This is a genomic window from Pseudoalteromonas agarivorans, assembly GCF_024518735.1.
GTDB classification, from domain to species: Bacteria; Pseudomonadota; Gammaproteobacteria; order Enterobacterales; family Alteromonadaceae; genus Pseudoalteromonas; species Pseudoalteromonas atlantica.
Window position 1 is genome coordinate 258,636 of record NZ_JANIGJ010000004.1, and the last position, 21,300, is coordinate 279,935.

The window sequence follows — 21,300 nt, forward strand, 5'->3', positions numbered from 1 at the left end:
TGTACGTGGCTTTTTACTATTAAGGGTTTAGCTCATGCCCATGTATCTAAATGTTTATTCCCTTCATCATCTACGGTGATTGCTTTTTCATTAGCTGCACTTGCACTTTTTTTGCCCTGCGCCTGCGCTAATCTTTTTTTGTTGAGCGTCTGTTTTTTTTCATTTTCAAGCTTAATTTTTTGCGCTTGCGGCATATTTTGCACACCTGCAATATGAAATGTACTTTTAGGCTCAAGCTCTAACCGTGAAATTTTCCCTAAAAAAGGGATCATTATATCCATACTCCCCTCCTAAACCTGTTTATTAAAAATTAGATAAATTGACCAACAAAGCCCAATTTGCCTACAATTTAAACATTAAAACAACTAAAAACACTGTTTAGCTCTCAATATTATCGGCAGTTATAAGATATGCTTTAATTTGGTAAAAAAAAACTTGCCTTGGCTAGGCCGTTTATGTTTTTATGAATGCGAAATTTATTGAAACAGATTAAAGCTTAACGCTCACTAAATAGCGGTAGGCAAAATAGGATACAAAAATGCGCTTAAACCTGACAACAGTACATCATCACCACCATTCACCGGAATAACCTGTCAGGTCTTTCGCTGAGAGGTTATTCCTAAAAGGAACCTCTGGCGATTCAAAACACATTGATTCATTTTCGCCCTGAGGTTCCCCTCGGGGTTTTTAGTTTTTAAATTAAAGGAAAATGAATAATGAGTAACACAAATCGTCTACGTATCGCCATCCAAAAAGGCGGTCGCCTGTCTAAAGATTGTCAAGATTTACTAAAGCAACTAGGTGTTAAATTAAACCTACGTGAGCAACGCTTAATTGCACACTCAACCAATATGCCAATTGACGTACTTCGTGTGCGCGATGACGATATTCCGGGCTTAGTAATGGACGGTGTTTGTGATTTAGGTATTGTTGGCGAAAACGTACTAGTAGAAGTACAAGCCGAACGCGAACGCCAAGGTGTACCAAGCGAAGTTAGCAAACTAGCAAAACTAGACTTTGGTTACTGCCGCCTTGCACTTGCATGGCCACAAGAGCTTGGCCCACGTGATAAAAGCTGGTTTGAAGGCAAACGTATTGCAACAACCTACCCAGAAATTTTAACGCAGTGGTTAAAACGCGAAGGCATTAATGCAAGTACTGTAATGCTTACAGGCTCAGTAGAAGTAGCCCCACGTGCCGGTCTTTCAGATGCAATTTGTGATTTAGTTTCTACCGGTGCAACGCTTGAAGCGAACGGATTAATTCAAGGTGATACAATTTTAGAATCAAACGCGTGTTTAATTCAAAATAAAGACCTGCAAGATGAAGACAAACTAGCGCTAATCAATAAGCTTATGCCGCGCCTTCGTGGTGTTAAACAAGCTAAAGAAAGCAAATACATTATGCTACACGCGCCAAAAACTAAACTTGTTGAAATTTGCGAAATTTTACCAGGCTCTGGCCAACCTACTCTACTTGCACTTGCTGGTAACGAAGAGTACGTAGCGCTTCACATGGTAAGCAGCGAAACATTATTTTGGGAAACAATGGAGCAGCTTAAAGCCCTAGGCGCTAACTCTATTTTAGTAATGCCAATTGAAAAAATGATGGAGTAAGTACCATGCTTCGTTGGAATGAGGAATCTTCACAAGTACAAGCAGCGGCGCTAATGCGCCCTGCGGTTTCTGCCAGCGCCAAGGTTGAAGCTATATGCCAAACAATTATGAGCGATGTGAAAGAGCAAGGCGATAAAGCCTTACTTGATATGGCTAAAAAGTTTGATAATAGAGCTAACCCTCGTTTACGTGTACCGCTTGATGAAATAAACGCATCAGAGCAAGCACTAAGCTCAGAGCTTAAATACGCAATTGACACCGCTTATGCAAACGTTAAACGTTTTCACGAAGCGCAATTGCCTAAAGATATTAAGTTATCAACCCAACCTGGCGTTGAATGTGAACTGAAATATCAGGCCATCGAAGCTGTGGGTATTTATGTACCTGGTGGCAGTGCTCCACTGCCATCATCGGTTATTATGCAAGGTGTACTTGCACAATTAAGTGGTGCTAAAACCGTCGTACTTGCAACCCCTGTGCAAGGTGATGAAAGCATTAACCCTGCGATATTATATGCAGCTAAGTTATGTGGCATTACAACTTTAATTGAAAGTGGTGGCGCAGGTGCAATTGCCGCAATGGCCTATGGCACTGAATCAGTGCCTAAAGTGAACAAAATTTTTGGCCCAGGTAATAGCTTTGTAACGATGGCCAAACAGCTTGTTGCGCAAACGATTCCTGGTATGGCAATCGATATGCCAGCAGGCCCCTCTGAAGTATTAGTGATTGCAGATGAGCGTGCAAACCCAGAATTTATAGCGGCAGATTTACTCTCGCAAGCTGAGCACGGCGCAGACTCGCAAGTTATTTTATTGTGTAACAGCGAAAGTATCATTGAGCAAACACAGCAGGCACTTACACGCCAGCTTGCTAACTTAAGCCGCAAAGAGACAGCCGAGCAAGCTCTGGCTAATTCTTCACTTATTTTAGTCGACTCTGTTGAGCAAGCATTTAACGTATCAGCGCAATATGGCCCTGAGCACTTAATTTTGCAATTAGCAGATTCAACACCTTACTTAGATAAAGTAAAAAATGCAGGCTCGGTATTTGTTGGCGACTACACGCCAGAATCAGCGGGCGATTACGCATCGGGTACTAACCACGTGTTACCTACCTACGGTTACAGTGCAACCTATTCAAGCTTAAACTTGCTTGATTTTTTCCGCACTTACACAGTACAAACTATAAGTAAAAGTGGCTTAACACAGTTATCAAAAGCTATTTTGCCACTAGCAGATGCAGAAGGCCTTGATGCACATGCAAATGCGGTTTCAATTCGTTTAGAGGCAATTAAAAATGAGCAATGAGAGCGCACAAGCGACTAGCTTATTACCACAAAATATTGCAGCTCTTGCTGCCTATAGCTCTGCTAAAAGTGAAAAGCTAACAGGGTCAACGTGGTTAAATGCCAATGAAAGCCCGTACGCTAAAAATATTGAGCTGAGTATTGAAGATTTAAATCGCTACCCAGATCCACAGCCGCAATTGGTTATTGACCGCTATGCTGCGTATGCAGAGCTTGAAAGCGAAAACGTATTAATGACGCGCGGCGCCGATGAAGGCATTGAGCTTTTAGTACGTACCTACTGCGAACCTGCAAAAGACAGCATTGCGTTATTTTTGCCAACTTACGGTATGTACAAAGTAACCGCTGATACGCACAACGTTGCAATCAATGGACTAACCCAAGCGTTATTACTTGATGGCAGTGTTGATGAAATAGTTGAGGCAGTGGGCAGCTCAAAATTGGTGTTTATTTGTAATCCAAATAACCCAACCGGTAGCATAACCCCCCTTGAAAAAGTAAAAGCAATTGCAACAGCGCTTGCCGGTAAAGCCTTAGTTATTGTTGATGAAGCCTATATTGAGTTTTGCCCTGAGCAAAGTGCTACAGCGCTGATTAACGAATATAGTAATGTAGTGGTACTGCGCACTTTGTCTAAAGCGTTTGCGCTTGCAGGGTTAAGAACCGGTTTCACACTTGCACAAGAAAGTGTACTTGCACCTATTCGTAAAGTGATTGCGCCGTATCCGGTATCGGGTGTGGTAGCAAGTATTGCAGCACAAGCCATAGCGCCTGATGCAATTACATCAATGCGCCGACAAGTGACTATTTTAAATAGTTTAAAAGCTAAACTTGTACAGTGGTTAAACGCATCCCCAGCTGCATTAAAAATTCTCACTGGTGAAGGTAACTTTGTTACCTTAAAATTAGCCGACAAAAACTACTTTAAAGTAGCACTTGAACAAGGTTTAGTGATGCGCGCGTTTACCCTATACGGTGAAGACGATTGGCTACGTATCTCCATTGGTAATGAGCAAGAACTTGAGCAAGTAAAAATTTGGTTAGATGGCCTTGATAAGCCAGCAACCTCACCTCTTTTATCAGGACAAGAAGTATCATGAGTAACCCCTATTTATTTATTGACCGTGACGGCACCATAATTGAAGAGCCAATCACCGACAAACAGGTAGACAGCCTAGAAAAATTAGCGTTTTTACCTGGTGTTATCCCGGCTTTATTACAATTACAAGCCGCAGGGTACCGCTTAGTAATGGTATCTAACCAAGATGGCTTAGGCACAGACAGCTTCCCGACTGCTGACTTTGATATAGCACAAGATAAAATGATGGACATACTGCAAAGCCAAGGCATTAGCTTTGACGAGGTATTAATTTGTCCACACTTTGACGAGCAAAACTGTGATTGCCGTAAACCTAAAACAGGTTTATTAACTGAGCTTATGCGCTCAGGCAAAGTTGATTTAGCACGTTCATATGTAATTGGCGATCGCCAAACCGATATTGGCCTTGCTAAAAACTTATGTTGTGAAGGCATTTTGTATGATGGCAGCTGGCCTGCCATTGTTACAAAGCTTACAACTGCCAATCGCGAAGGCCGTGTTACGCGTAACACCAAAGAAACCCAAATTGATGTAGCCATAAACCTAGATCAAACTAAAAACGGTAGCATTGAAACAGGCCTTGGCTTTTTTGATCATATGCTTGATCAAATTCGCACCCACGCCAACATTGGTTTAAATATTAAAGCGAAAGGCGATTTACACATAGATGAGCACCACCTTGTTGAAGACATTGGTATTGCCCTAGGTGTTGCGCTTAAACAAGCGCTGGGTACTAAATCGCAAATAGCGCGCTATGGTTTTGCGCTGCCAATGGATGAGTGTAAAGCAGAGGCACAAATTGATTTATCGGGCCGCGCTTCATTTGTATTAAACGCTAACTTTAGCCGCGAAAAAGCCGGCGATTTAGACGTACAAATGGTTGAGCACTTTTTCAAAAGCTTAAGCGATAATGCCGCTATTAGCCTTATTTTATCGGTAAGCGACGGTAATTGTCATCACCAAGTAGAAGGCTTATTTAAAGCGTTTTCACGTGCCCTTCGTATGGCAGTAGCGCAAGACACAACCCAACAAACAGCCAGCTCTAAGGGATGTTTATGATTGCCATAATTAATACCGGGTGTGCCAATATAAATTCAGTTCGTTTTGCCTTTGAACGCTTAGGTCAAACGCCAACAGTCATTACCTCACCAGAGCAATTAGCTGGTTTTGAGCGTGCAATATTACCAGGCGTGGGACATGCATCTGTTGCCATGAAACGCCTTGTAGATAACGGCTGGCAACAAGCTATAAACGAATACCAGCGCCCACTTATGGGAATTTGCTTAGGTATGCAGTTACTGTGCGAAAGCACCGAAGAAGGTAACGTACAATGCTTAGGTAAAATACCAGGCCAAGTAAAAGCCCTTGATGTTGGCAATTTAACATCGCCGCATATGGGTTGGAATAACTTAAGCGTAAATAAAGAGCATGCACTCACCAAAGGCTTAACACAAGACGAGCAAGTGTACTTTGTACATAGCTTTTCGCACACCGTAAACGATGCAACACTTGTAAGCGGCCAGTACGGCCAAACCTTTTCAGCCATTGTTGCAAAAGACAACTACGCTGGCATGCAATTTCACCCAGAGCGCAGTGCAAAAGTAGGCACACGTTTATTACAAAATTTTGTTGATTGGCAGTTATAAACGGCCCATTAACCAACAATAAAGAGATTATTTGTGATTATTCCAGCATTAGACGTATTACAAAATCAAATTGTTCGTTTATACCAAGGTAAGTACGACACCGCTCAGTTTTACCCTTTTGAGCTTGGCGCACGTTTAAAAGAATACGCCGACAGCGGCGCAGGTAAATTGCACCTTGTAGATTTAGAAGGCGCACGCGATCCAAGTAAAAAACAGTGGCAACATATTCAAGCTGCAACGAAAGCGCTTAACGTACCGTATCAAGTGGGCGGCGGCATTCGCTCAGAGCAAGATGTAAGCGATTGGCTAAAAGCCGGCGCTAACCAAGTTGTTATTGGTTCTATGGCGGTAGAAAAACGCGAGCAAGTAAAAGCCTGGATTGAACAATTTGGCGCCGAGCACTTTGTTATTGCCCTTGATGTAAATAAAACAGCCACGGGCTGGGCACCTGCTACGCACGGTTGGTTAAGTGAATCTGAGTTTGGTTTACTTGAGCTTGTAGATTTTTATGTAAGCTTGGGCGTTATTGACTTTTTATGTACGGACATCAGTAAAGATGGCACCATGACTGGCCCATCGTTTGAGCTTTACGAAGATTTAACTCGCCATAACAGCAGCATTAAAGTACAAGCTTCGGGTGGCGTGAGCTCACTTGATGACATTAAAAAGCTTAAAGAGCTGGGCGTAGGTGGTGTTATTTTAGGTAAGTCACTACTTGATGGCGCATTTAGTGTTGAGGAGGCGTTGGCATGTTATCAAAACGCATAATCCCGTGTTTAGATGTAAAAGACGGCCAAGTAGTAAAAGGCGTTAAATTTAAAGGCCACGAAATAGTGGGCGATATTTTAACAATGGCAAAAGCCTACAGCGATGCCGGCGCCGATGAACTGGTTTTTTACGAAATCAGCGCAAGCGTTGAAAAACGCCTACTTGATGTAAATTGGGTAGAGAGCATTGCCCGCCACATCGATATTCCATTTTGTGTGGCTGGGGGTATTAAATCAGTAGCCGATGCAGCACGTGTATTAGAGCGTGGCGCTGATAAAATAAGTATTAACAGCCCTGCTATTGCCCGCCCTGAGCTTATAAAAGAGCTACACGATGAATTTGGTAAGCAATGTGTTGTTGTAGGTATTGATAGCTTTTACGATGAAGTGACCGGCGAATACTTAGTGTATCAATTAACCGGCGATCCTAATGCATCAAGCCGTACACGTTACAAAACCGAGGAATGGGTTAAACGCGTACAAGACTTAGGCGCAGGTGAAATTGTTTTAAACTGTATGAACCAAGATGGCGTACGAAACGGTTACGACAATGAGCAGCTAAGTAAAATGCGCGCATTATGTAATATTCCTTTAATCGCATCAGGCGGTGCAGGCAGTATGCAAGACTTTGTTGATGTATTTAAACAAAGCGAAGTCGATGGCGCATTGGCAGCAAGCGTTTTTCACAAAAATGTGATTAACATTGGCGAATTAAAACAATTTTTAACTGATAACCAAGTGGCAGCAAGACTATGCAAGTAACACAACAAAACCAAACTCAAGTAGATTTTGCTAAAAGCGAAATGATCCCTGCGATTGTTCAAGATGCTCGCTCTGGTGTTATTTTAATGCAAGGCTATATGAACAGCGAAGCACTAAAGGTGACGCTTGAAAGTAACAAGGTAACCTTTTACTCGCGTTCAAAGTCACGTTTATGGACCAAAGGTGAGTCATCAGAAAACTACTTAAACGTAGTATCGGTGCATACCGATTGTGACTACGACTCAATTTTAGTACTGGCTAATCCAGAAGGCCCAACATGTCACTTAGGCACACAAAGCTGCTTTGGTGAAGACGCTAAACCTAGCCTAAGCTTTTTAGCGCAATTAGAAGATGTGATTGTTGAGCGTAAAAACGACGACCCATCAAAAAGCTACACCGCTTCATTGTTTGCTAAAGGCTTAAGCCGTAGCTGTCAAAAAGTAGGTGAAGAAGGCGTAGAAGTAGCGCTTGCTGCAATGAAACACGATAACGATGAGCTTACTAACGAATCGGCTGATTTAATTTACCACCTTACCGTATTACTACAACGCCAAGGCTTAGCCCTAGAAGACGTTGTAAAATGCTTGCAAGGTCGCCATAAATAATACAGCTGCTTTATTTTAGCGCATTTACAGGCCCATATTTTATGGGCCTTTTTACGTTATGGTATTTATTTTTTTACATAGGTTGCGTATGGTGCAGCTTATCGAATTCTTTTAGCGTTGCTTATGAATAAATCAATTATCACAGCCTTATCCTTATTGGTACTAACAGGCTGTGTAAGCCAAAAAGCCCCTGCGCCTAAAATAGTAAAAACGCAAAACGCATGTAGCCCACTAAACACATTACTTAATGCGCACACTAACGGCTTTAATGCAGTAAAAGCAAATAAAGTGGGAAATGATTTTATAAGCCAGTGGCATGCTAATACTCATTTTATAGGCAATACCTGCACCATTACTCAACATAATAAGCAGTTTAGTTATCAATGCACGAGTGAAAACAAACAAGCCCATGCCACAAATCTACATATACAAACAGTGGATAAAATACGTCAATGTGTAGCGTCACAAGGCTGGTACGAAAATACGAAAGAGTCAGCAACCTCAATGAGTAGTAACTTTGTTTTGGATGAAGCTCACCCAGTTATCACCTTATTTACCTCTCAAAGCAGAACGCGCTATATTACCCGTTTTGAAATTGCTCCACCGCTAGGAAATTAAATGCAAAAACCCACACACTCAAACACGAAGTTAAAAACAGACTGTTTAGGCATATGTGAGCGCCGCAGCGGTTATTGCACTGGCTGCGGGCGAACTAATGAAGAAATATTTGATTGGATCATCCTCAGCCAAGAAGAAAAAAACGCCATTTTAGCGCAGCCGCGAGCTGACTTAAAAAAGCCATAAATTTGCCACTTGCGTGTAACAGCCCCCCTTTAGTATTGCTAAAAACGGTAGGGGGTGAACATCATGGCAGCATTATTTGTAATAAACTTAGCGCGCTCCGCGCAGCGACTCGCAAATACTCAAACGCAACTGGCACGTGTTAACTTGTCATTTGAACGGATTGATGCCGTAGATGGCGCACAATTAAGTACACAACAAAAGTTCCTACATTACAGCCCGCAATTGAATAAACAGCAGTATCACTATCCGCTAAGCAATGGTCAAATTGGCTGCTATTTAAGCCACCGTAAAGCATGGCAAAAAATAGTTGATAAAAAACTAGATTACGCGATTGTGCTCGAGGATGACTTTTATATTGATGAGAGCATTCATAATGCGATAAAAAATATTGAGCAGCTACAGCAGCCCTGGCAGCTTATTAAACTCGCCGCTTATGAAAACCGCACTCGCCCTATTGCCTATCAGCAAAACCTAAATAACCACCAGCAATTAGTCATACATAAAAAGCTAATGACCGGCTGTTGTGCTACGGCAATAAGCTATGAAGGGGCTAAGCAATTACTTAAAGCCACAGCCCAATTTGGCCGCCCTGTAGATTGCGACTTACAACATATTTGGGAAACCCACGTAAATGGTTTTTCGCTTATGCCATACCCTGTTTCGCAAAATACAGACATACAGAGCGATATTGCAAGTTGCGCTACTAAAACCAAGGTTAAAAAAGCTTTTTTTAAACGTAAGTTTCAACAATTACACAGCGGCGTTTTAAATAAACTTTATACAAATGCATTTATAAAACAAACCAAGCAAATTAAACCTAATAAAAAAGGCGCTACAAAAGCACCTTCTTTACTCACGCAAGGTTCTTAATTTTATAACTATGCTTTATCGAGCGCTTGGCTTACATCGGCCATAATATCGGCAATGTTTTCAATACCGACTGATAGGCGAATTAAATCGCGGCTCACACCTGCGCTTGCAAGCTCTTCATCATTTAATTGGCGGTGTGTAGTTGACGCAGGATGACAAGCCAGCGATTTAGCATCGCCAATATTAACTAAACGCAAGATCATATTAAGCGCATCAATAAAGCGCGTGCCTGCTTCAAGGCCGCCTGCGATACCAAAACTTAAAATGCCTGAGGCTTTACCACTGGTGATTTTTTGGCTCATTGCATTATATGGGCTTGATGTTAAACCAGCGTAGTTAACCCAAAGTACTTTAGGGTGATTTTCTAAATATTCAGCCAGTTGCTGCGCGTTTTCGCAGTGGCGATCCATTCGTAAGCCTAAGGTTTCTAGGCCAATTAAAATGTCTGATGCGTTTTTAGGCGCAAGTGCTGCACCGGTATTTCTAAGTGGCACGACTCTACAACGACCAATAAAGGCTGCTTCTGCAAAGGCATCGGTATAGACCACATTGTGATACGACGGATCGGGCTCATTCATCATTGCAAAGCGTGTGGCATTGGCTTTCCAATCAAATTTACCTGAATCAACAATCATACCGCCAATAGCTGTACCGTGTCCGTTTATATACTTTGTCAGTGAATGAACCACTATATCGGCACCTAACTCAAATGGGCGGCATAAATAAGGTGTAGCCACAGTATTATCAACAATAAGTGGCACCCCTTTACTATGAGCAATGTTAGCTAAACGCTCAATATCGACAATATTACCTGCGGGGTTACCAATGGACTCACAAAATACTGCGCGGGTATTATCATCAATCGCGTCTTCAAAGGCGCTAAAATCATCAGCTTTAATCATGCGTGCTTCAATACCTTGGCGCGGTAACGTATGAGCAAATAAGTTATATGTACCGCCATATACTTGGCTGGTGCTCACAATATTAGTGCCTACTTCACACAAGCATTGAATAGCATAGGTAATAGCTGCCATGCCCGACGCTACCGCTAGCGCGCCAATGCCCCCTTCCATTGCAGCTATACGCTGTTCAAGCACGGCATTGGTTGGGTTCATTATGCGGGTATAAATATTGCCTGGTACTTTTAAGTCGAATAAATCAGCGCCATGCTGCGTGTTATCAAACGTGTATGATGAGGTATTATAAATAGGCACTGCTGCTGATTTTGTGGTTTCTTCAGACTCGTAACCATGGTGCAGTGCTAATGACTCTAGTTTCATAATTATTTCCTTCAATATTGTGATGATTAAACCTAGCATTATTAGCTTATAAAATGCACATGAATTAAATTAATGAATTATGAGTGTCAGGGGTATTAAAGTTTGCGGGATGAGTTTTACTCAATCTAGAGGGTGTTTTATTTCACTGCATAGGTTTTGTTTTATCAAAATACCAAAGCAGTAGCAGTAAAGCCTATCATATTAATGTGTAGCGTTATTTGGCTAAAGGGTTTAAATACTAAATGCGGTTGACGGTTCAATTTACGCTATTTAAAGCTCAATGGGTTTTAGGTTAACACTTATAATAAATGTACTTATAACGCTTTAAAATCAAGTAACTGTAATGCAGGCAGCGGTTTACTAAAGTAGTAACCTTGAATCAAATCGCAATTTAGCTCGGCTAATAATTTTTGTTGTGCTGATGTTTCTACGCCTTCAGCTACCACACTTAAGCCTAAGCTATGCGACATTGCAATTGTGGCTTTAACTAAGCTGTAGTCTTCTTGGTTTTCGGTAATACCACAAATAAAGCTGCGATCTATTTTTAATACTTCAAACGGATATTGCCTTAAATAGCTAAGCGATGAGTAGCCTGTGCCAAAGTCATCCATAGATAGTTTAATACCGAGCTTATTAAGTGCATGCAACGATTCTGTAATATTGGTTTGTACGCTCATTAACACGCCTTCGGTTATTTCAAGCTCGACATTTTTAGCACTTACTCCGGTTTTTTCTAACGTGCTTGCTATAAAACTTAGCAGCTCTGAATCTCTAAATTGGCTTGGTGATAAATTAATTGCCATGCTGTAGTTTTGTTGAGAGCTTGCCTGCCACTGCGTTAAAAATGCTAATGCCTGCTCAATAACAAACTTTCCAATAGGAATAATTAAACCTGTTTGCTCTGCTAACGGAATAAACTCATCGGGCATAACCTTACCAAGCACACTATTGTTCCAGCGTAATAGCGCCTCAGCCCCAATTATTTTAAGTGTTTTAGCATCGCATTTAGGTTGGAAATACAATTCAAATTCGTTTTTTTCAAGAGCAACATGCATCTGCTCTTCTATTGCTAACCGCCTTTTTATGGCGGTATTCATTTCGCTGGTAAAGCAGGCGTAGGTGTTTCTGCCAAGCGCTTTTGCTTGGTACATTGCTGTGTCTGCATGGCGTAATAAATCAGAGGCTGTTACCCCATTATCGGGGTACAAAGCCACGCCAATACTTAACGTTAATAACAATTCGCGGCCATCTATTTCAAAGGGGGTTCTAAAGCTTTTAAGTAAGCGTGTAACAATCGCATCTAGCTGTTTTTTACTGTGTAGCTCTGATTGTAGAATAATAAATTCATCGCCCCCTAACCTGCCTACGGTCGCGTTTTCATTAACTATTTGGCTCAGTTTATTAGCGGCGCTGATAAGTAATGAATCGCCAATTTCATGCCCGAGTGTGTCGTTTACTTTTTTAAAGTCATCTAAGTCGATAAAAATAACAGCGGCTAAAGTATTTTTTTCGCTCGCAGTGCTAATCAGCTGAGTAAGTCGTTTTAAAGAATAAAAACGATTAGGGAGTAGCGTTAAGCTATCGTAATAGGCTTGTTTACGTATAAGTTTGTTTGACTCATGCTGCTCTGTTATGTCGCGAATTATCAGCATTACTTGGTCTGAATGATGTAAATAACTCACTCGCGCTTCGAAATACAAAACGCCTTTGGGTACTAAAAGTTCGTATTCAAAGCATACATTACCTTTGTTAATTAACAGCTCTTGAATATTGTCTTTAAACATTTTGGCTACAGTATAGGGCAATACGCTAAACATCGATTTATTTAAAAATTGCTCAGGCTGTAAATGTAAGTCGCTCAAATCATTTGCATGGTAATCAACTATGGTGCCATCCGGTTTGAGTAAAAAGTACAAATCAGGAATGGCTTCAAATACTTTTTCGAGCATCTGCTGTTTATCCATAGCTTGCGCTTGTGCTTGTTTTACATCGCTCAAGTCTAGGTCGATGCAGTACATCTGTTTTACCCCATGCTGATTTGTAAACATAACATGGCTTGAAAACACAGTAACATTGCTGCCATTTTGATGCTGTAATGTAAGCTCAGCCGCGGGGATTTCGATATCGTTTATGAGCCACTCACGATGAGCATCTATAACCGCATCTTGCATTGGGGGCGGAATAATTAATTCTTCTAGTTTTTTTCCGGTTGCGTACTCTTTTGTATAGCCATAAAGCAGCTCACTGCCTTTATTCCAATAAATAACGCGGCGCTGCTCATCGTATCCTTGCACAGAAATACTGTGTATCGCATCAAATAACTGATGCAGCGGATCGTTAAGCACAAATTGATGTGAGAGGATTTGAGTGGTTTTTAATGACTTCATTTATACGCAACCTAGAGTCGTTATTAACACAATAATAGGACGTACTCTTAAAATTAGCACTTTTAGGTTGGTTTTTAAGTGATATACCTTTGCATAAGATATAAAAAAAGGAGCAAAAGCTCCTTTAATAAAACGCTATTATGTTAATCAGCTTGCACATTAATGGGGTGCTCTACCCCCATCCATGCTTTAAATAAGGCGCGTTGAGATAAAGTTGCATTTTTATCAGCAACCACCTTTTTAGGTTTATCATAATCTTGCGATAAAACGAGGGTTGTCGATTGAAGTGCATCGCGACGAATAAAATCGATAGTGACTTTTTCACCCGCTTTAAATACTTCTAAGCTCGATTTTAAATCTTTTCCAACATGCTGCTTGTTAACCGCCACAATTTTATCGTCTGTTGTGAGGCCCGCTTGCCATGCTGCTCCGCCCCTGCGAACGTGGGTAAGTGTTAATAACTCACCGCTATTTTTTGCAGTGGCATCAATGCTTGCTAATGGCTTAGCGCTCTCAGGACGAGTAAGCTTTAAGCCAACTTTACCTAATAAAGTATCAAAATCTATGTTAGCTGGGGTACTCACGTTATCGTGCCACCACGTTGTGTAGTCTTCACCTGTTAGCTCTTTTAATATTGCCAGAACATCTTGCTCAGTAAACCCTTGTGGTAACGTGTGCTTGTTGTATAAAGCGTTGTGTACTTGGCGGTAGTTAACTTTTGCCTGGGTTGTTTCTAATAAATGTATATCTAGCAACATAGAAAGCAATGAGCCTTCTAAATATATATTGGTGCTGTAATTACGCGCGTGGTCGCCACCTTGGTTTATCCATTTATCAAAGCTTGTTTCGCTGGCACTTTGTACTTCTCGACCTGGTGTTTGTAAATGGCGATTAATCGTTTTACTCATCACTTTAAAAAACTCATCGGTGGTTTCTATGCCTGAGCGCACTAATAGATGATCTTCAAAGTAGCTAGTAGAACCTTCCGAAATCCATAATAAATTTGAGTAGTTCATGTTGGTGTAATCATAAGGCGCCAGCCCTTTAGGGCGGTAAGCTTTTACATTCCAGGTATGAATAAATTCATGCGCGGCGGTACTTATAAAGCCTAAATAGTCCTCGCGGCTACCAAAACGATTCCGTGGGCGCTGTATAATGGTTGAGTTTAAATGCTCAGTTGCCCCGCCAGCACCCGATGTAGCATGCACCATAAATACATAACGCTCATACGGGTAGCTATCCCAAATAACATTACCTGTGGTCACTAATTTTTTTAAATCAGTAAGCATTAGTTGCTCATCGTAGTTGCCTTCGCCCCATATAACTAACTCGTATTGGCGGCCATCTACTTCAAATTTATGAAGTTTGTTAATTCCTGTTTCTATTGGTGAGTCTACCAGTACATCGTAATCTGCGGCTTTAAAACTGTGTTTATTACTCGCATTTTCCATACCTGATACAGAGCGCCACGCTTTAGGCACCTTTAAATCTACGGTAACTGGTTCTTGGCGAAATGATTCACTAAACATAAAAAAGCCAGATGCATCAATAAAGGCATGGCTATCGTCTATATGGCGTGCACGTTTACCTAACTCGTTTGCATATACTTGGTAATCAATATTCACGTGTGTTGGCTCAGCTAAATGCACTCGCCATGTGCTGTGATTAATTTTTTCCCATTTTAATGCATTGCCATTGTCGTCTGTGGCCGCAAAGTAACGTACCCCATTGGCTAAATTTAATATTTCGTAGCGACCAGTGCGCCATGCAGGCAATTTAACATCGATATGCGATTGCGCCGACTTTGGAAACTCTACACTTACATTACCTAAATGATGTTGTGGCTGTGTAATACTTAAAGAATAATTTACATCGGCTAAAGCAGGGGCTGCACAACAGGCCGCTAACATTGACAGGACAAAACGCTTTTTCATAATGACTCAAAGTTACTTATTATTTGAAATAAGCCTAACAAGGCATAAATTAAAAGTGAATTAAAAACGACAAACAACCTAATAGCTCAGTTTACATGCAGGGTCTAAGTAAAAATGCTAAGTTTTTAATTAGATAACTACACTTAATATGATTTTGTTGTAAACTGAAGGTAATGTAATTAATACGATGGCGGTATGCTTAGGTGTCTGAAAACTCTAACGCTGTAGATAAAAAGTTAAAGCAAGCAATTGAAGCAAGGATAGCCATTGAAAATGCGCGTAAGCTCCAAGTTGATACTTTATCAAATCTAACTGCAAAATTGTCTTTAAGCTGTAAAGGGCTTGATATTGAGCTTGATAATAAACTCGCCAAATTTAGAAGTTCGCTAAATAAAGGTGTCGGGTTTGAAATATTATCCCCTTTAATAGATGACATTTTATTGTTACTGCAAAACCAAGAGGCGTTACAAACAGCCCATCAGCGAGAGCTGTTTTCGAGCGTACAAACAGCCGGTAAGCTTTTACAAAAAACCAAGGGCTTACCAGATGATACCCGCCGCACCTTAAGACATTTACTCGACCACGAAATTAATAATGTACAGTCTACGCACGACTACATCCCGATATTAAATCAGCTTATTAACTTTTATCACCATGCTTTGCATAGCAAGCTTTCAACCACGGATGAAACAAGCACTAATGCTTCTCCTCGTATGGCTAAAAAGCTGTTAGAGCTTGCAAATGAGCTGGTATTAGAGGATGAATCGACTGAACAAATTAAACAAATTAAAAATACAATTACCGAAAACGATAATGTAGAAGCCCTGTTGCAAGCTGCTTTAAATATAATAAGCGTCGTGGTCAAAAATATCAGTAAAGAGCGCCAATCGGCACAAAGCTTTTTAGTCTCGCTTAACCAAACATTAGAAGAGTTGCACTCATCAATTGTATCTACCAGCCAGCACTCTAAGTCAATGGGCGAAGAGTTCGATACACTAAATAAACGTATTGAAGGAAAAATAAAACATTTAAACGAGCAAACCCAATCTGCTACGTCTATTTCCTCTTTAAAAGAATTAGTTGATAACGAGCTAAAATCTCTCAGCCAAGACTTTATAGCTAAAGAGCAGCTAGAAAGAAAAGACCGCGAAACGCTGATTGCCAGTTTTGATGAAATTAACCAGAGAATTGGCAGCTTAGAAGGCAAACTAACCAAATATAAAAAACGCCTAAACGAGCAACGCTTTAAAAGTTTACTAGACAGCCTTACAAAACTTCCTAATAGAGCGGCTTTTGATGAACGTTACAATCACGAGCTTCACTTATTTAATGTCCAAGCCTCGGATGTTACCCTAGTGGTTATTGATGTGGATCACTTTAAGTCAATTAATGATAGATTTGGTCATACTGCAGGCGATATAACCTTACAAGTTATTGCAAAGGCGCTGCAAAGATCAGTGAGGCAGTCTGATTTTATAGCCCGCTACGGCGGAGAAGAATTTGTACTACTTATGCCTGGGCTTTCGTTGTTAAACGCAGCGCAGCCGCTTGAAAAACTAAGAAAAGTGATTAAGAATATCCCTTTTAAATTTAGAGAAAAAGAAATAGAAATCACCATTTCGTTAGGCGCTACACAATTTAAAAAAGGCGATACACCGCTCAAAGCATTCGACAGAGCAGATGACGCCCTTTATGAAGCAAAGAAAACGGGTCGGGATCGCCTTTGTATGAGTAAATAATGTCATAATTCTCAATTAGTTTGAGTGCTAAAGTAGATGACATGCAGTTTTTACATTTTAAGCAGCAAGGAGAATGCCGATGTTAATACAGTTAAACCCGACTGGGGTTTTAGATTTACTGTCACAATTGGAAGTTGATTTATTAGAGCAATCTTCAGCCAGTGAACGTTATCGACTTTTTAGAAACTGTGCCTTAGCCGTCCTTAACGTAGGCAGCCACACAGACGCAAGTAATGAAATTTACGATAAATACCAAGACTTTGATATTCGTTTAGTCAGTCGCGAGCGCGGCATTAAAATTGAGTTAGAAAACCCTCCCGAAACCGCCTTTGTTGATGGCGAAATAATTACCGGTATTCACGAGCATATTTTTTCGGTGATCCGCGATATTTTATTTATTTGCCAAAAATACGAAAAAGATCTTAAAGAACAAAAAGCCATTACCCACATGGTATTTGATATGCTTAGAAACGCCGGCGCGCTGCGCGTTAACAGCGAACCAAACATGATTGTGTGTTGGGGTGGACATTCAATTAACGAAATAGAATATAAATACACAAAACAAGTAGGTTACGAGCTTGGCTTACGTGGTTTAAATATATGTACTGGCTGCGGCCCAGGGGCAATGAAAGGCCCGATGAAAGGTGCCACTATTGGCCATGCTAAACAACGTATTAGTGAAAACCGTTATCTTGGTTTGACCGAGCCTAGTATAATTGCCGCAGAGCCACCAAACCCTATTGTAAATGAGCTGGTGATTTTACCCGACATTGAAAAGCGCCTTGAAGCATTTATTAGAACGGCGCATGCAATTATTATATTTCCTGGTGGTGCAGGTACTGCAGAAGAATTACTTTATTTATTAGGTATTTTGCTGCACCCAGATAACGAAAAACAGTGTTTGCCTGTTATTTTAACCGGCCCTAAAGAAAGCGAAGCGTACTTTAGCGAGTTATGTAAGTTTGTAGAGCTGACATTAGGCAAAGAAGCCCTTGATAAGTTTGAAGTAATCATTGATGATCCTGCGCTAGTAGGGCAAAAATTAAAATCAGCTATGGCAAATGTACGTAATTATCGTAAAAGCCAAGGCGATGCCTACTACTTTAACTGGACACTTAAAATCGATAACGATTTTCAGCAACCTTTTGCACCTACGCACGAAAACATGGCAAGTTTAGATTTGCACCTAGAACAGCCCAAGCAGCAGTTAGCGGCTAATCTACGTAGAGCGTTTTCGGGGATTGTTGCTGGCAATGTCAAAGATGAAGGCCTACGCGCTATAAAAGCACATGGACCCTATGTGTTAAGTGGTGAGCCTGATTTAATGAAAGATATGGATAAACTATTACAAGCATTTGTAGACCAAGGTCGTATGAAGTTACCCGGTAGTAAGTATATCCCTTGTTATGAAATAAAAGCATGAGTTTGACTATTTGAAACCCCATTTACTTTTAATTGATGCGCTTAATTTAATTAGGCGCATTTACGCAGTTGACGCTAACCAAACACACCACAGTGAAGAGCAGATGCTAAAGGCCAGTTGCGCGCGCGTAGCACATGCTTGCAAAAAGCTTTTACAGTCAACAGATGCCACTCACGCTATAGCTGTTTTTGATGGCGACAAAAGCTGGCGCTACCACTTTTATAAACAATATAAACACTCTAGGGCCCCCATGCCCGACACGCTTAAAAATGCGCTGCACTACTTTAAAGAAGCTATAGAGCAAACGGGCATCGTTGTATTTGAACCGCTCAACGATGAAGCCGACGATATCATAGCCACCTTAGCCGACAAAGCTGCAAAAAATAAGATAAACAGTACCATTGTTTCTACCGATAAGGGTTTTTTACCTTTTTTGAACGACTATATTTGTGTGTACGATTATTTTAAAAAGACCTACCTAGATTGCGACAGCATTGAGCAGCGTTTTGGTATTGAACAAAGTAAACTTATTGATTTTTGGGCCTTAGCGGGCGATAAAACTAACGATGTACCCGGCGTTAAAGGCATAGGGACTAAATCGGCTCAGCTTATTGTAAATACCTACGAAAGCATAGATAGCGCCATAGAAGATGATGCCCTATCAAGCAGTATTCAAAAAAAGCTAGTTGAGCAAAAAGACATGTATGTTATTTCTAAACAATTAGTCACTTTGCGAACAGATATACAGCTAGGTTTTAGTTTAAAGCAGTTAAGGTTGCATTAGTCGCATGTTGATAGCACTGTTTAAGCGCACAACATATACTCACTTTATTGTTGCGAGTGTGAGTTAAAAATGATTAAAAAGTTTATAAGATACTTAATATTAGGGTTAGGCTTGTATGCACTCATTGCGACTTTAGTGATCACCTTTTATAAAGATGACCCGCAAGCAATGATTTGGCAAGACCGTGAGGCTTTTAACGAGCGCTACATAAGAAAGCTGTCTATTGATGAGGCGGTTACCTTAAACAGTGTACTCGATTATTTAGGAAGCCCCGATTTAACCTATGCCAAACGTAACAAAGACCAAGTATGGCAGATTGTTTTTTACCGTACACAGCACCAAACTTCAGATGGCATAACCACGATGGATGAATGCACCGGCTTATTATTTAAAAATGGTGAGTTATTTTTATGGGGCCCCAGCGCCTATACAACTTATCAGGAAAAGATCAGGTGATGGCTAATGGATGAGCCTATTTCAAAACAGTTAGTGCGGTTACTGCATAGCACACATCAAATACTAACAATTTATAGTGACAAAACGCAGTGGCAACATCTTTATCCGCTTGTTGTACAAACAGCCCAGCACTATCGCGTTTTGTATCAGCAACACCCGCACGCTTTACAAGCGCGTTTAAGCTTATACACCAGCCACTACGACTTTGCTACAAACCTCGTTATTAACCAATGTGTTATTAGCACAGCACTGTGCGCTAGCCAGCAATTTGATGACGAACTAACCGAGCTTTATATTGGTGTTGCATTGGTAGAGCATTGCTGCGTTGTAGCGCAGCATAATAAAATTGCGCAGCAGCAAATGCTTACACTCAGCGATAAAAAAATATGGCGTTTTCGCCATCAGCTAGCAGCAAAAGTGTTGCTCAGTGCACAGCACCCTACTCAAAATAGCGTGCGTATGTTAGCTAAACTAAATAAGTATAAGCAAGCGTTACTAAGTACTAGCGACATAATGCTATATGACAATGCCATAACCTTGTGTGCATTAAGTAATATTATCGCGATGAACATCACCTATACATCGAAAAAGAACCCATTAAATTTTTACAAAGCTTTGGGTGAATTGTATGTCAAAACAGCTAACCCATTTGCGCAAAGGTTAATTAAGGATTTAATAGCGCATATAGGCCCACACCTGCCAGGCAGTAAAATTGTTTACAGCGACCAAGCAATGGTTTATTTAGCAAGTGATGAGACTAATAAGCATATACTTATTAATGCCAATAATGAGAAAAAACTGGCGTGGTACAAGGTTAAAACCTCACTTAAAGATCAACCAATGCAATGGCTATGTACTGATAAACGGGTATTATTTTTAGCCTGGAACAATGAGCACCTGGTACGTAAAGCCCCGGCGCAGATAAGTTCAAAGGCCGAATTAATAGCGTTAGTGAGTCATATAAAAGTAGCGCATGAATATAGTTTTAAAGGCTTAGATAAGTTACTAGCCCCTTTTAGTGAAATAACACAGAAGCTCTGCCAAGCAGTCAGGCCCTATAACAATCAGCACCAAGCCGCCAAAGACTTACGCCATAGCTTGTCGATGGTCGGCTACGATAATGCACCGGCAATTATTCAGCGGGTTATATTTGAGCAATTAGTGGATACATCACATCATCCACACAAACACATCGTACTGAATAAACTTAATAGCTTTATTAGTATTTTAGCTTTAATGGTAAGTAATAACCCAAAACAGCAATTTGAACATATAGCCTTGCCCATCTATGGTTACGTGCATTATTTATTAACCCATTGCAGTGCACAGCTCTGTGCAAAAGTAACCATAAGTAGCGTGCCTAACCAAACTTATAGCGCCCCATTAGCAGCCTTTTTTGGGGTGGAAACGACTAATAATGAACATTTAAATACAGAATTAACAAAACTACTGAGTGATAATCCATGGACCAAGCCCCTACTCGATGCTGAACAACAACCTAAAAAAGAGCTAAACGAGCAGCATAAATTATGGATTAGTTTAAAGGTCGTGGCGCAAACTATTTTTAAACCCGCTCTGCCTTTAACGCCTTGGCAAAAACAAACTTTAAATGCGCAGCTAAAAGCACAAGGCTTTAAATCTGAGGATGATTTTTTTGCGCAACTGCAAGGCTTATCGCTATATAACAGCATTTAAGTCACTTATGCTGACTATAAGCACAGGTTATACCCTGTATTTATAGTATAAACTGGCAAAATGGGCGATAAGTTGGTATAAATGCGCCCTCAAAATATATCCACATACGTCACATAAATGACCTAAC

General features: G+C 40.7%; 20 protein-coding genes. 16 read left to right on the forward strand and 4 right to left on the reverse strand.

What is annotated here, in order from left to right; translation table 11 throughout:
- Positions 1-32: 32 nt before the first annotated feature.
- The gene (locus NQT65_RS09630; RefSeq protein ID WP_004586377.1) at positions 33-281 is read right to left on the reverse strand and encodes a hypothetical protein; all 249 of its coding nucleotides are present in this window, start codon (positions 279-281) and stop codon (positions 33-35) included.
- A 435-nt stretch (positions 282-716) separates the two neighbouring features.
- Here NQT65_RS09630 and hisG point away from each other — a divergent pair, with 435 nt between their 5' ends.
- The 11 genes from hisG to NQT65_RS09685 all read left to right on the forward strand — a co-directional run bounded on the left by hisG (position 717) and on the right by NQT65_RS09685 (position 9,475).
- Positions 717-1,616: an ATP phosphoribosyltransferase gene (gene hisG, locus NQT65_RS09635; protein ID WP_256851061.1), complete on the forward strand. Its 900-nt coding sequence runs from the start codon at positions 717-719 to the stop codon at positions 1,614-1,616.
- A 5-nt stretch (positions 1,617-1,621) separates the two neighbouring features.
- Positions 1,622-2,923, forward strand: a complete 1,302-nt coding sequence (gene hisD / locus NQT65_RS09640; protein WP_256851062.1) for a histidinol dehydrogenase — start codon at positions 1,622-1,624, stop codon at positions 2,921-2,923.
- Entirely contained in the window at positions 2,913-4,022 is a 1,110-nt protein-coding gene (gene hisC / locus NQT65_RS09645; protein WP_055254149.1) for a histidinol-phosphate transaminase, read from the forward strand. Before hisD ends, hisC begins: the two co-directional genes overlap by 11 nt.
- Complete coding sequence (gene hisB, locus NQT65_RS09650) at positions 4,019-5,080, forward strand: bifunctional histidinol-phosphatase/imidazoleglycerol-phosphate dehydratase HisB (protein WP_256846254.1); 1,062 nt, start codon at positions 4,019-4,021, stop codon at positions 5,078-5,080. The genes hisC and hisB overlap by 4 nt, the downstream gene beginning before the upstream one ends.
- Complete coding sequence (gene hisH, locus NQT65_RS09655; RefSeq protein ID WP_256851063.1) at positions 5,077-5,667, forward strand: imidazole glycerol phosphate synthase subunit HisH; 591 nt, start codon at positions 5,077-5,079, stop codon at positions 5,665-5,667. The genes hisB and hisH overlap by 4 nt, the downstream gene beginning before the upstream one ends.
- Before the next feature lie 33 nt (positions 5,668-5,700).
- Complete coding sequence (locus NQT65_RS09660; RefSeq protein WP_004586383.1) at positions 5,701-6,435, forward strand: 1-(5-phosphoribosyl)-5-[(5-phosphoribosylamino)methylideneamino] imidazole-4-carboxamide isomerase; 735 nt, start codon at positions 5,701-5,703, stop codon at positions 6,433-6,435.
- Positions 6,417-7,196, forward strand: coding sequence for an imidazole glycerol phosphate synthase subunit HisF (hisF, locus tag NQT65_RS09665; protein ID WP_006793443.1), 780 nt, complete (start codon positions 6,417-6,419; stop codon positions 7,194-7,196). Before NQT65_RS09660 ends, hisF begins: the two co-directional genes overlap by 19 nt.
- Complete coding sequence (hisIE, locus tag NQT65_RS09670; protein ID WP_256851064.1) at positions 7,187-7,801, forward strand: bifunctional phosphoribosyl-AMP cyclohydrolase/phosphoribosyl-ATP diphosphatase HisIE; 615 nt, start codon at positions 7,187-7,189, stop codon at positions 7,799-7,801. Before hisF ends, hisIE begins: the two co-directional genes overlap by 10 nt.
- Before the next feature lie 123 nt (positions 7,802-7,924).
- Positions 7,925-8,419, forward strand: a complete 495-nt coding sequence (locus tag NQT65_RS09675; RefSeq protein WP_256851065.1) for a lipoprotein — start codon at positions 7,925-7,927, stop codon at positions 8,417-8,419.
- Positions 8,420-8,605: a DUF1289 domain-containing protein gene (locus NQT65_RS09680; RefSeq protein ID WP_024031736.1), complete on the forward strand. Its 186-nt coding sequence runs from the start codon at positions 8,420-8,422 to the stop codon at positions 8,603-8,605.
- A 63-nt stretch (positions 8,606-8,668) separates the two neighbouring features.
- Positions 8,669-9,475 carry a glycosyltransferase family 25 protein gene (locus tag NQT65_RS09685; protein WP_256851066.1) on the forward strand — a complete coding sequence of 269 codons (807 nt, stop codon included), beginning with the start codon at positions 8,669-8,671 and terminating at the stop codon, positions 9,473-9,475.
- 8 nt (positions 9,476-9,483) lie between these two features.
- Here the strand turns inward: NQT65_RS09685 and NQT65_RS09690 are convergent, their stop codons facing one another.
- The 3 genes from NQT65_RS09690 to NQT65_RS09700 form a co-directional block, all read right to left on the reverse strand.
- Positions 9,484-10,755: an O-acetylhomoserine aminocarboxypropyltransferase/cysteine synthase family protein gene (locus NQT65_RS09690; protein ID WP_256851067.1), complete on the reverse strand. Its 1,272-nt coding sequence runs from the start codon at positions 10,753-10,755 to the stop codon at positions 9,484-9,486.
- 314 nt (positions 10,756-11,069) lie between these two features.
- Positions 11,070-13,142 carry a sensor domain-containing protein gene (locus tag NQT65_RS09695; protein WP_256851068.1) on the reverse strand — a complete coding sequence of 691 codons (2,073 nt, stop codon included), beginning with the start codon at positions 13,140-13,142 and terminating at the stop codon, positions 11,070-11,072.
- A 143-nt stretch (positions 13,143-13,285) separates the two neighbouring features.
- Positions 13,286-15,076 (reverse strand): M61 family metallopeptidase, encoded by a 1,791-nt coding sequence (locus NQT65_RS09700; protein ID WP_256851069.1) that lies wholly within the window; start codon positions 15,074-15,076, stop codon positions 13,286-13,288.
- A gap of 203 nt (positions 15,077-15,279) precedes the next feature.
- On the opposite strand from NQT65_RS09700, the gene NQT65_RS09705 reads away from it, so the two are divergent.
- The 5 genes from NQT65_RS09705 (at position 15,280) to NQT65_RS09725 (ending at position 21,173) form a co-directional block, all read left to right on the forward strand.
- Complete coding sequence (locus tag NQT65_RS09705) at positions 15,280-16,815, forward strand: GGDEF domain-containing protein (protein WP_126008892.1); 1,536 nt, start codon at positions 15,280-15,282, stop codon at positions 16,813-16,815.
- A gap of 79 nt (positions 16,816-16,894) precedes the next feature.
- Positions 16,895-18,238, forward strand: coding sequence for a nucleotide 5'-monophosphate nucleosidase PpnN (gene ppnN, locus NQT65_RS09710; protein WP_004586396.1), 1,344 nt, complete (start codon positions 16,895-16,897; stop codon positions 18,236-18,238).
- Between the two features lie 10 nt (positions 18,239-18,248).
- On the forward strand, positions 18,249-19,022 hold the full coding sequence (xni, locus tag NQT65_RS09715; protein WP_055019047.1) for a flap endonuclease Xni: 774 nt from the start codon (positions 18,249-18,251) through the stop codon (positions 19,020-19,022).
- Positions 19,023-19,091: 69 nt separating this feature from the next.
- Complete coding sequence (locus tag NQT65_RS09720; protein ID WP_004586398.1) at positions 19,092-19,478, forward strand: DUF3192 domain-containing protein; 387 nt, start codon at positions 19,092-19,094, stop codon at positions 19,476-19,478.
- 6 nt (positions 19,479-19,484) lie between these two features.
- Positions 19,485-21,173, forward strand: a complete 1,689-nt coding sequence (locus tag NQT65_RS09725) for a hypothetical protein (protein ID WP_256851070.1) — start codon at positions 19,485-19,487, stop codon at positions 21,171-21,173.
- Positions 21,174-21,300: the final 127 nt, after the last annotated feature.

Bases quoted from the DNA above. Each gene is read 5' to 3' on its own strand.
- NQT65_RS09630 (WP_004586377.1), bottom strand. From the start codon at position 281: ATGGATATAATGATCCCTTTTTTAGGGAAAATTTCACGGTTAGAGCTT.
- hisB (WP_256846254.1), top strand. From the start codon at position 4,019: ATGAGTAACCCCTATTTATTTATTGACCGTGACGGCACCATAATTGAA.
- NQT65_RS09685 (WP_256851066.1), top strand. From the start codon at position 8,669: ATGGCAGCATTATTTGTAATAAACTTAGCGCGCTCCGCGCAGCGACTC.
- NQT65_RS09720 (WP_004586398.1), top strand. From the start codon at position 19,092: ATGATTAAAAAGTTTATAAGATACTTAATATTAGGGTTAGGCTTGTAT.
- NQT65_RS09675 (WP_256851065.1), top strand. From the start codon at position 7,925: ATGAATAAATCAATTATCACAGCCTTATCCTTATTGGTACTAACAGGC.
- NQT65_RS09695 (WP_256851068.1), bottom strand. From the start codon at position 13,142: ATGAAGTCATTAAAAACCACTCAAATCCTCTCACATCAATTTGTGCTT.
- NQT65_RS09680 (WP_024031736.1), top strand. From the start codon at position 8,420: ATGCAAAAACCCACACACTCAAACACGAAGTTAAAAACAGACTGTTTA.
- hisF (WP_006793443.1), top strand. From the start codon at position 6,417: ATGTTATCAAAACGCATAATCCCGTGTTTAGATGTAAAAGACGGCCAA.
- hisIE (WP_256851064.1), top strand. From the start codon at position 7,187: ATGCAAGTAACACAACAAAACCAAACTCAAGTAGATTTTGCTAAAAGC.
- hisC (WP_055254149.1), top strand. From the start codon at position 2,913: ATGAGCAATGAGAGCGCACAAGCGACTAGCTTATTACCACAAAATATT.
- hisD (WP_256851062.1), top strand. From the start codon at position 1,622: ATGCTTCGTTGGAATGAGGAATCTTCACAAGTACAAGCAGCGGCGCTA.
- NQT65_RS09690 (WP_256851067.1), bottom strand. From the start codon at position 10,755: ATGAAACTAGAGTCATTAGCACTGCACCATGGTTACGAGTCTGAAGAA.
- NQT65_RS09700 (WP_256851069.1), bottom strand. From the start codon at position 15,076: ATGAAAAAGCGTTTTGTCCTGTCAATGTTAGCGGCCTGTTGTGCAGCC.
- hisH (WP_256851063.1), top strand. From the start codon at position 5,077: ATGATTGCCATAATTAATACCGGGTGTGCCAATATAAATTCAGTTCGT.
- NQT65_RS09725 (WP_256851070.1), top strand. From the start codon at position 19,485: ATGGATGAGCCTATTTCAAAACAGTTAGTGCGGTTACTGCATAGCACA.
- hisG (WP_256851061.1), top strand. From the start codon at position 717: ATGAGTAACACAAATCGTCTACGTATCGCCATCCAAAAAGGCGGTCGC.
- ppnN (WP_004586396.1), top strand. From the start codon at position 16,895: ATGTTAATACAGTTAAACCCGACTGGGGTTTTAGATTTACTGTCACAA.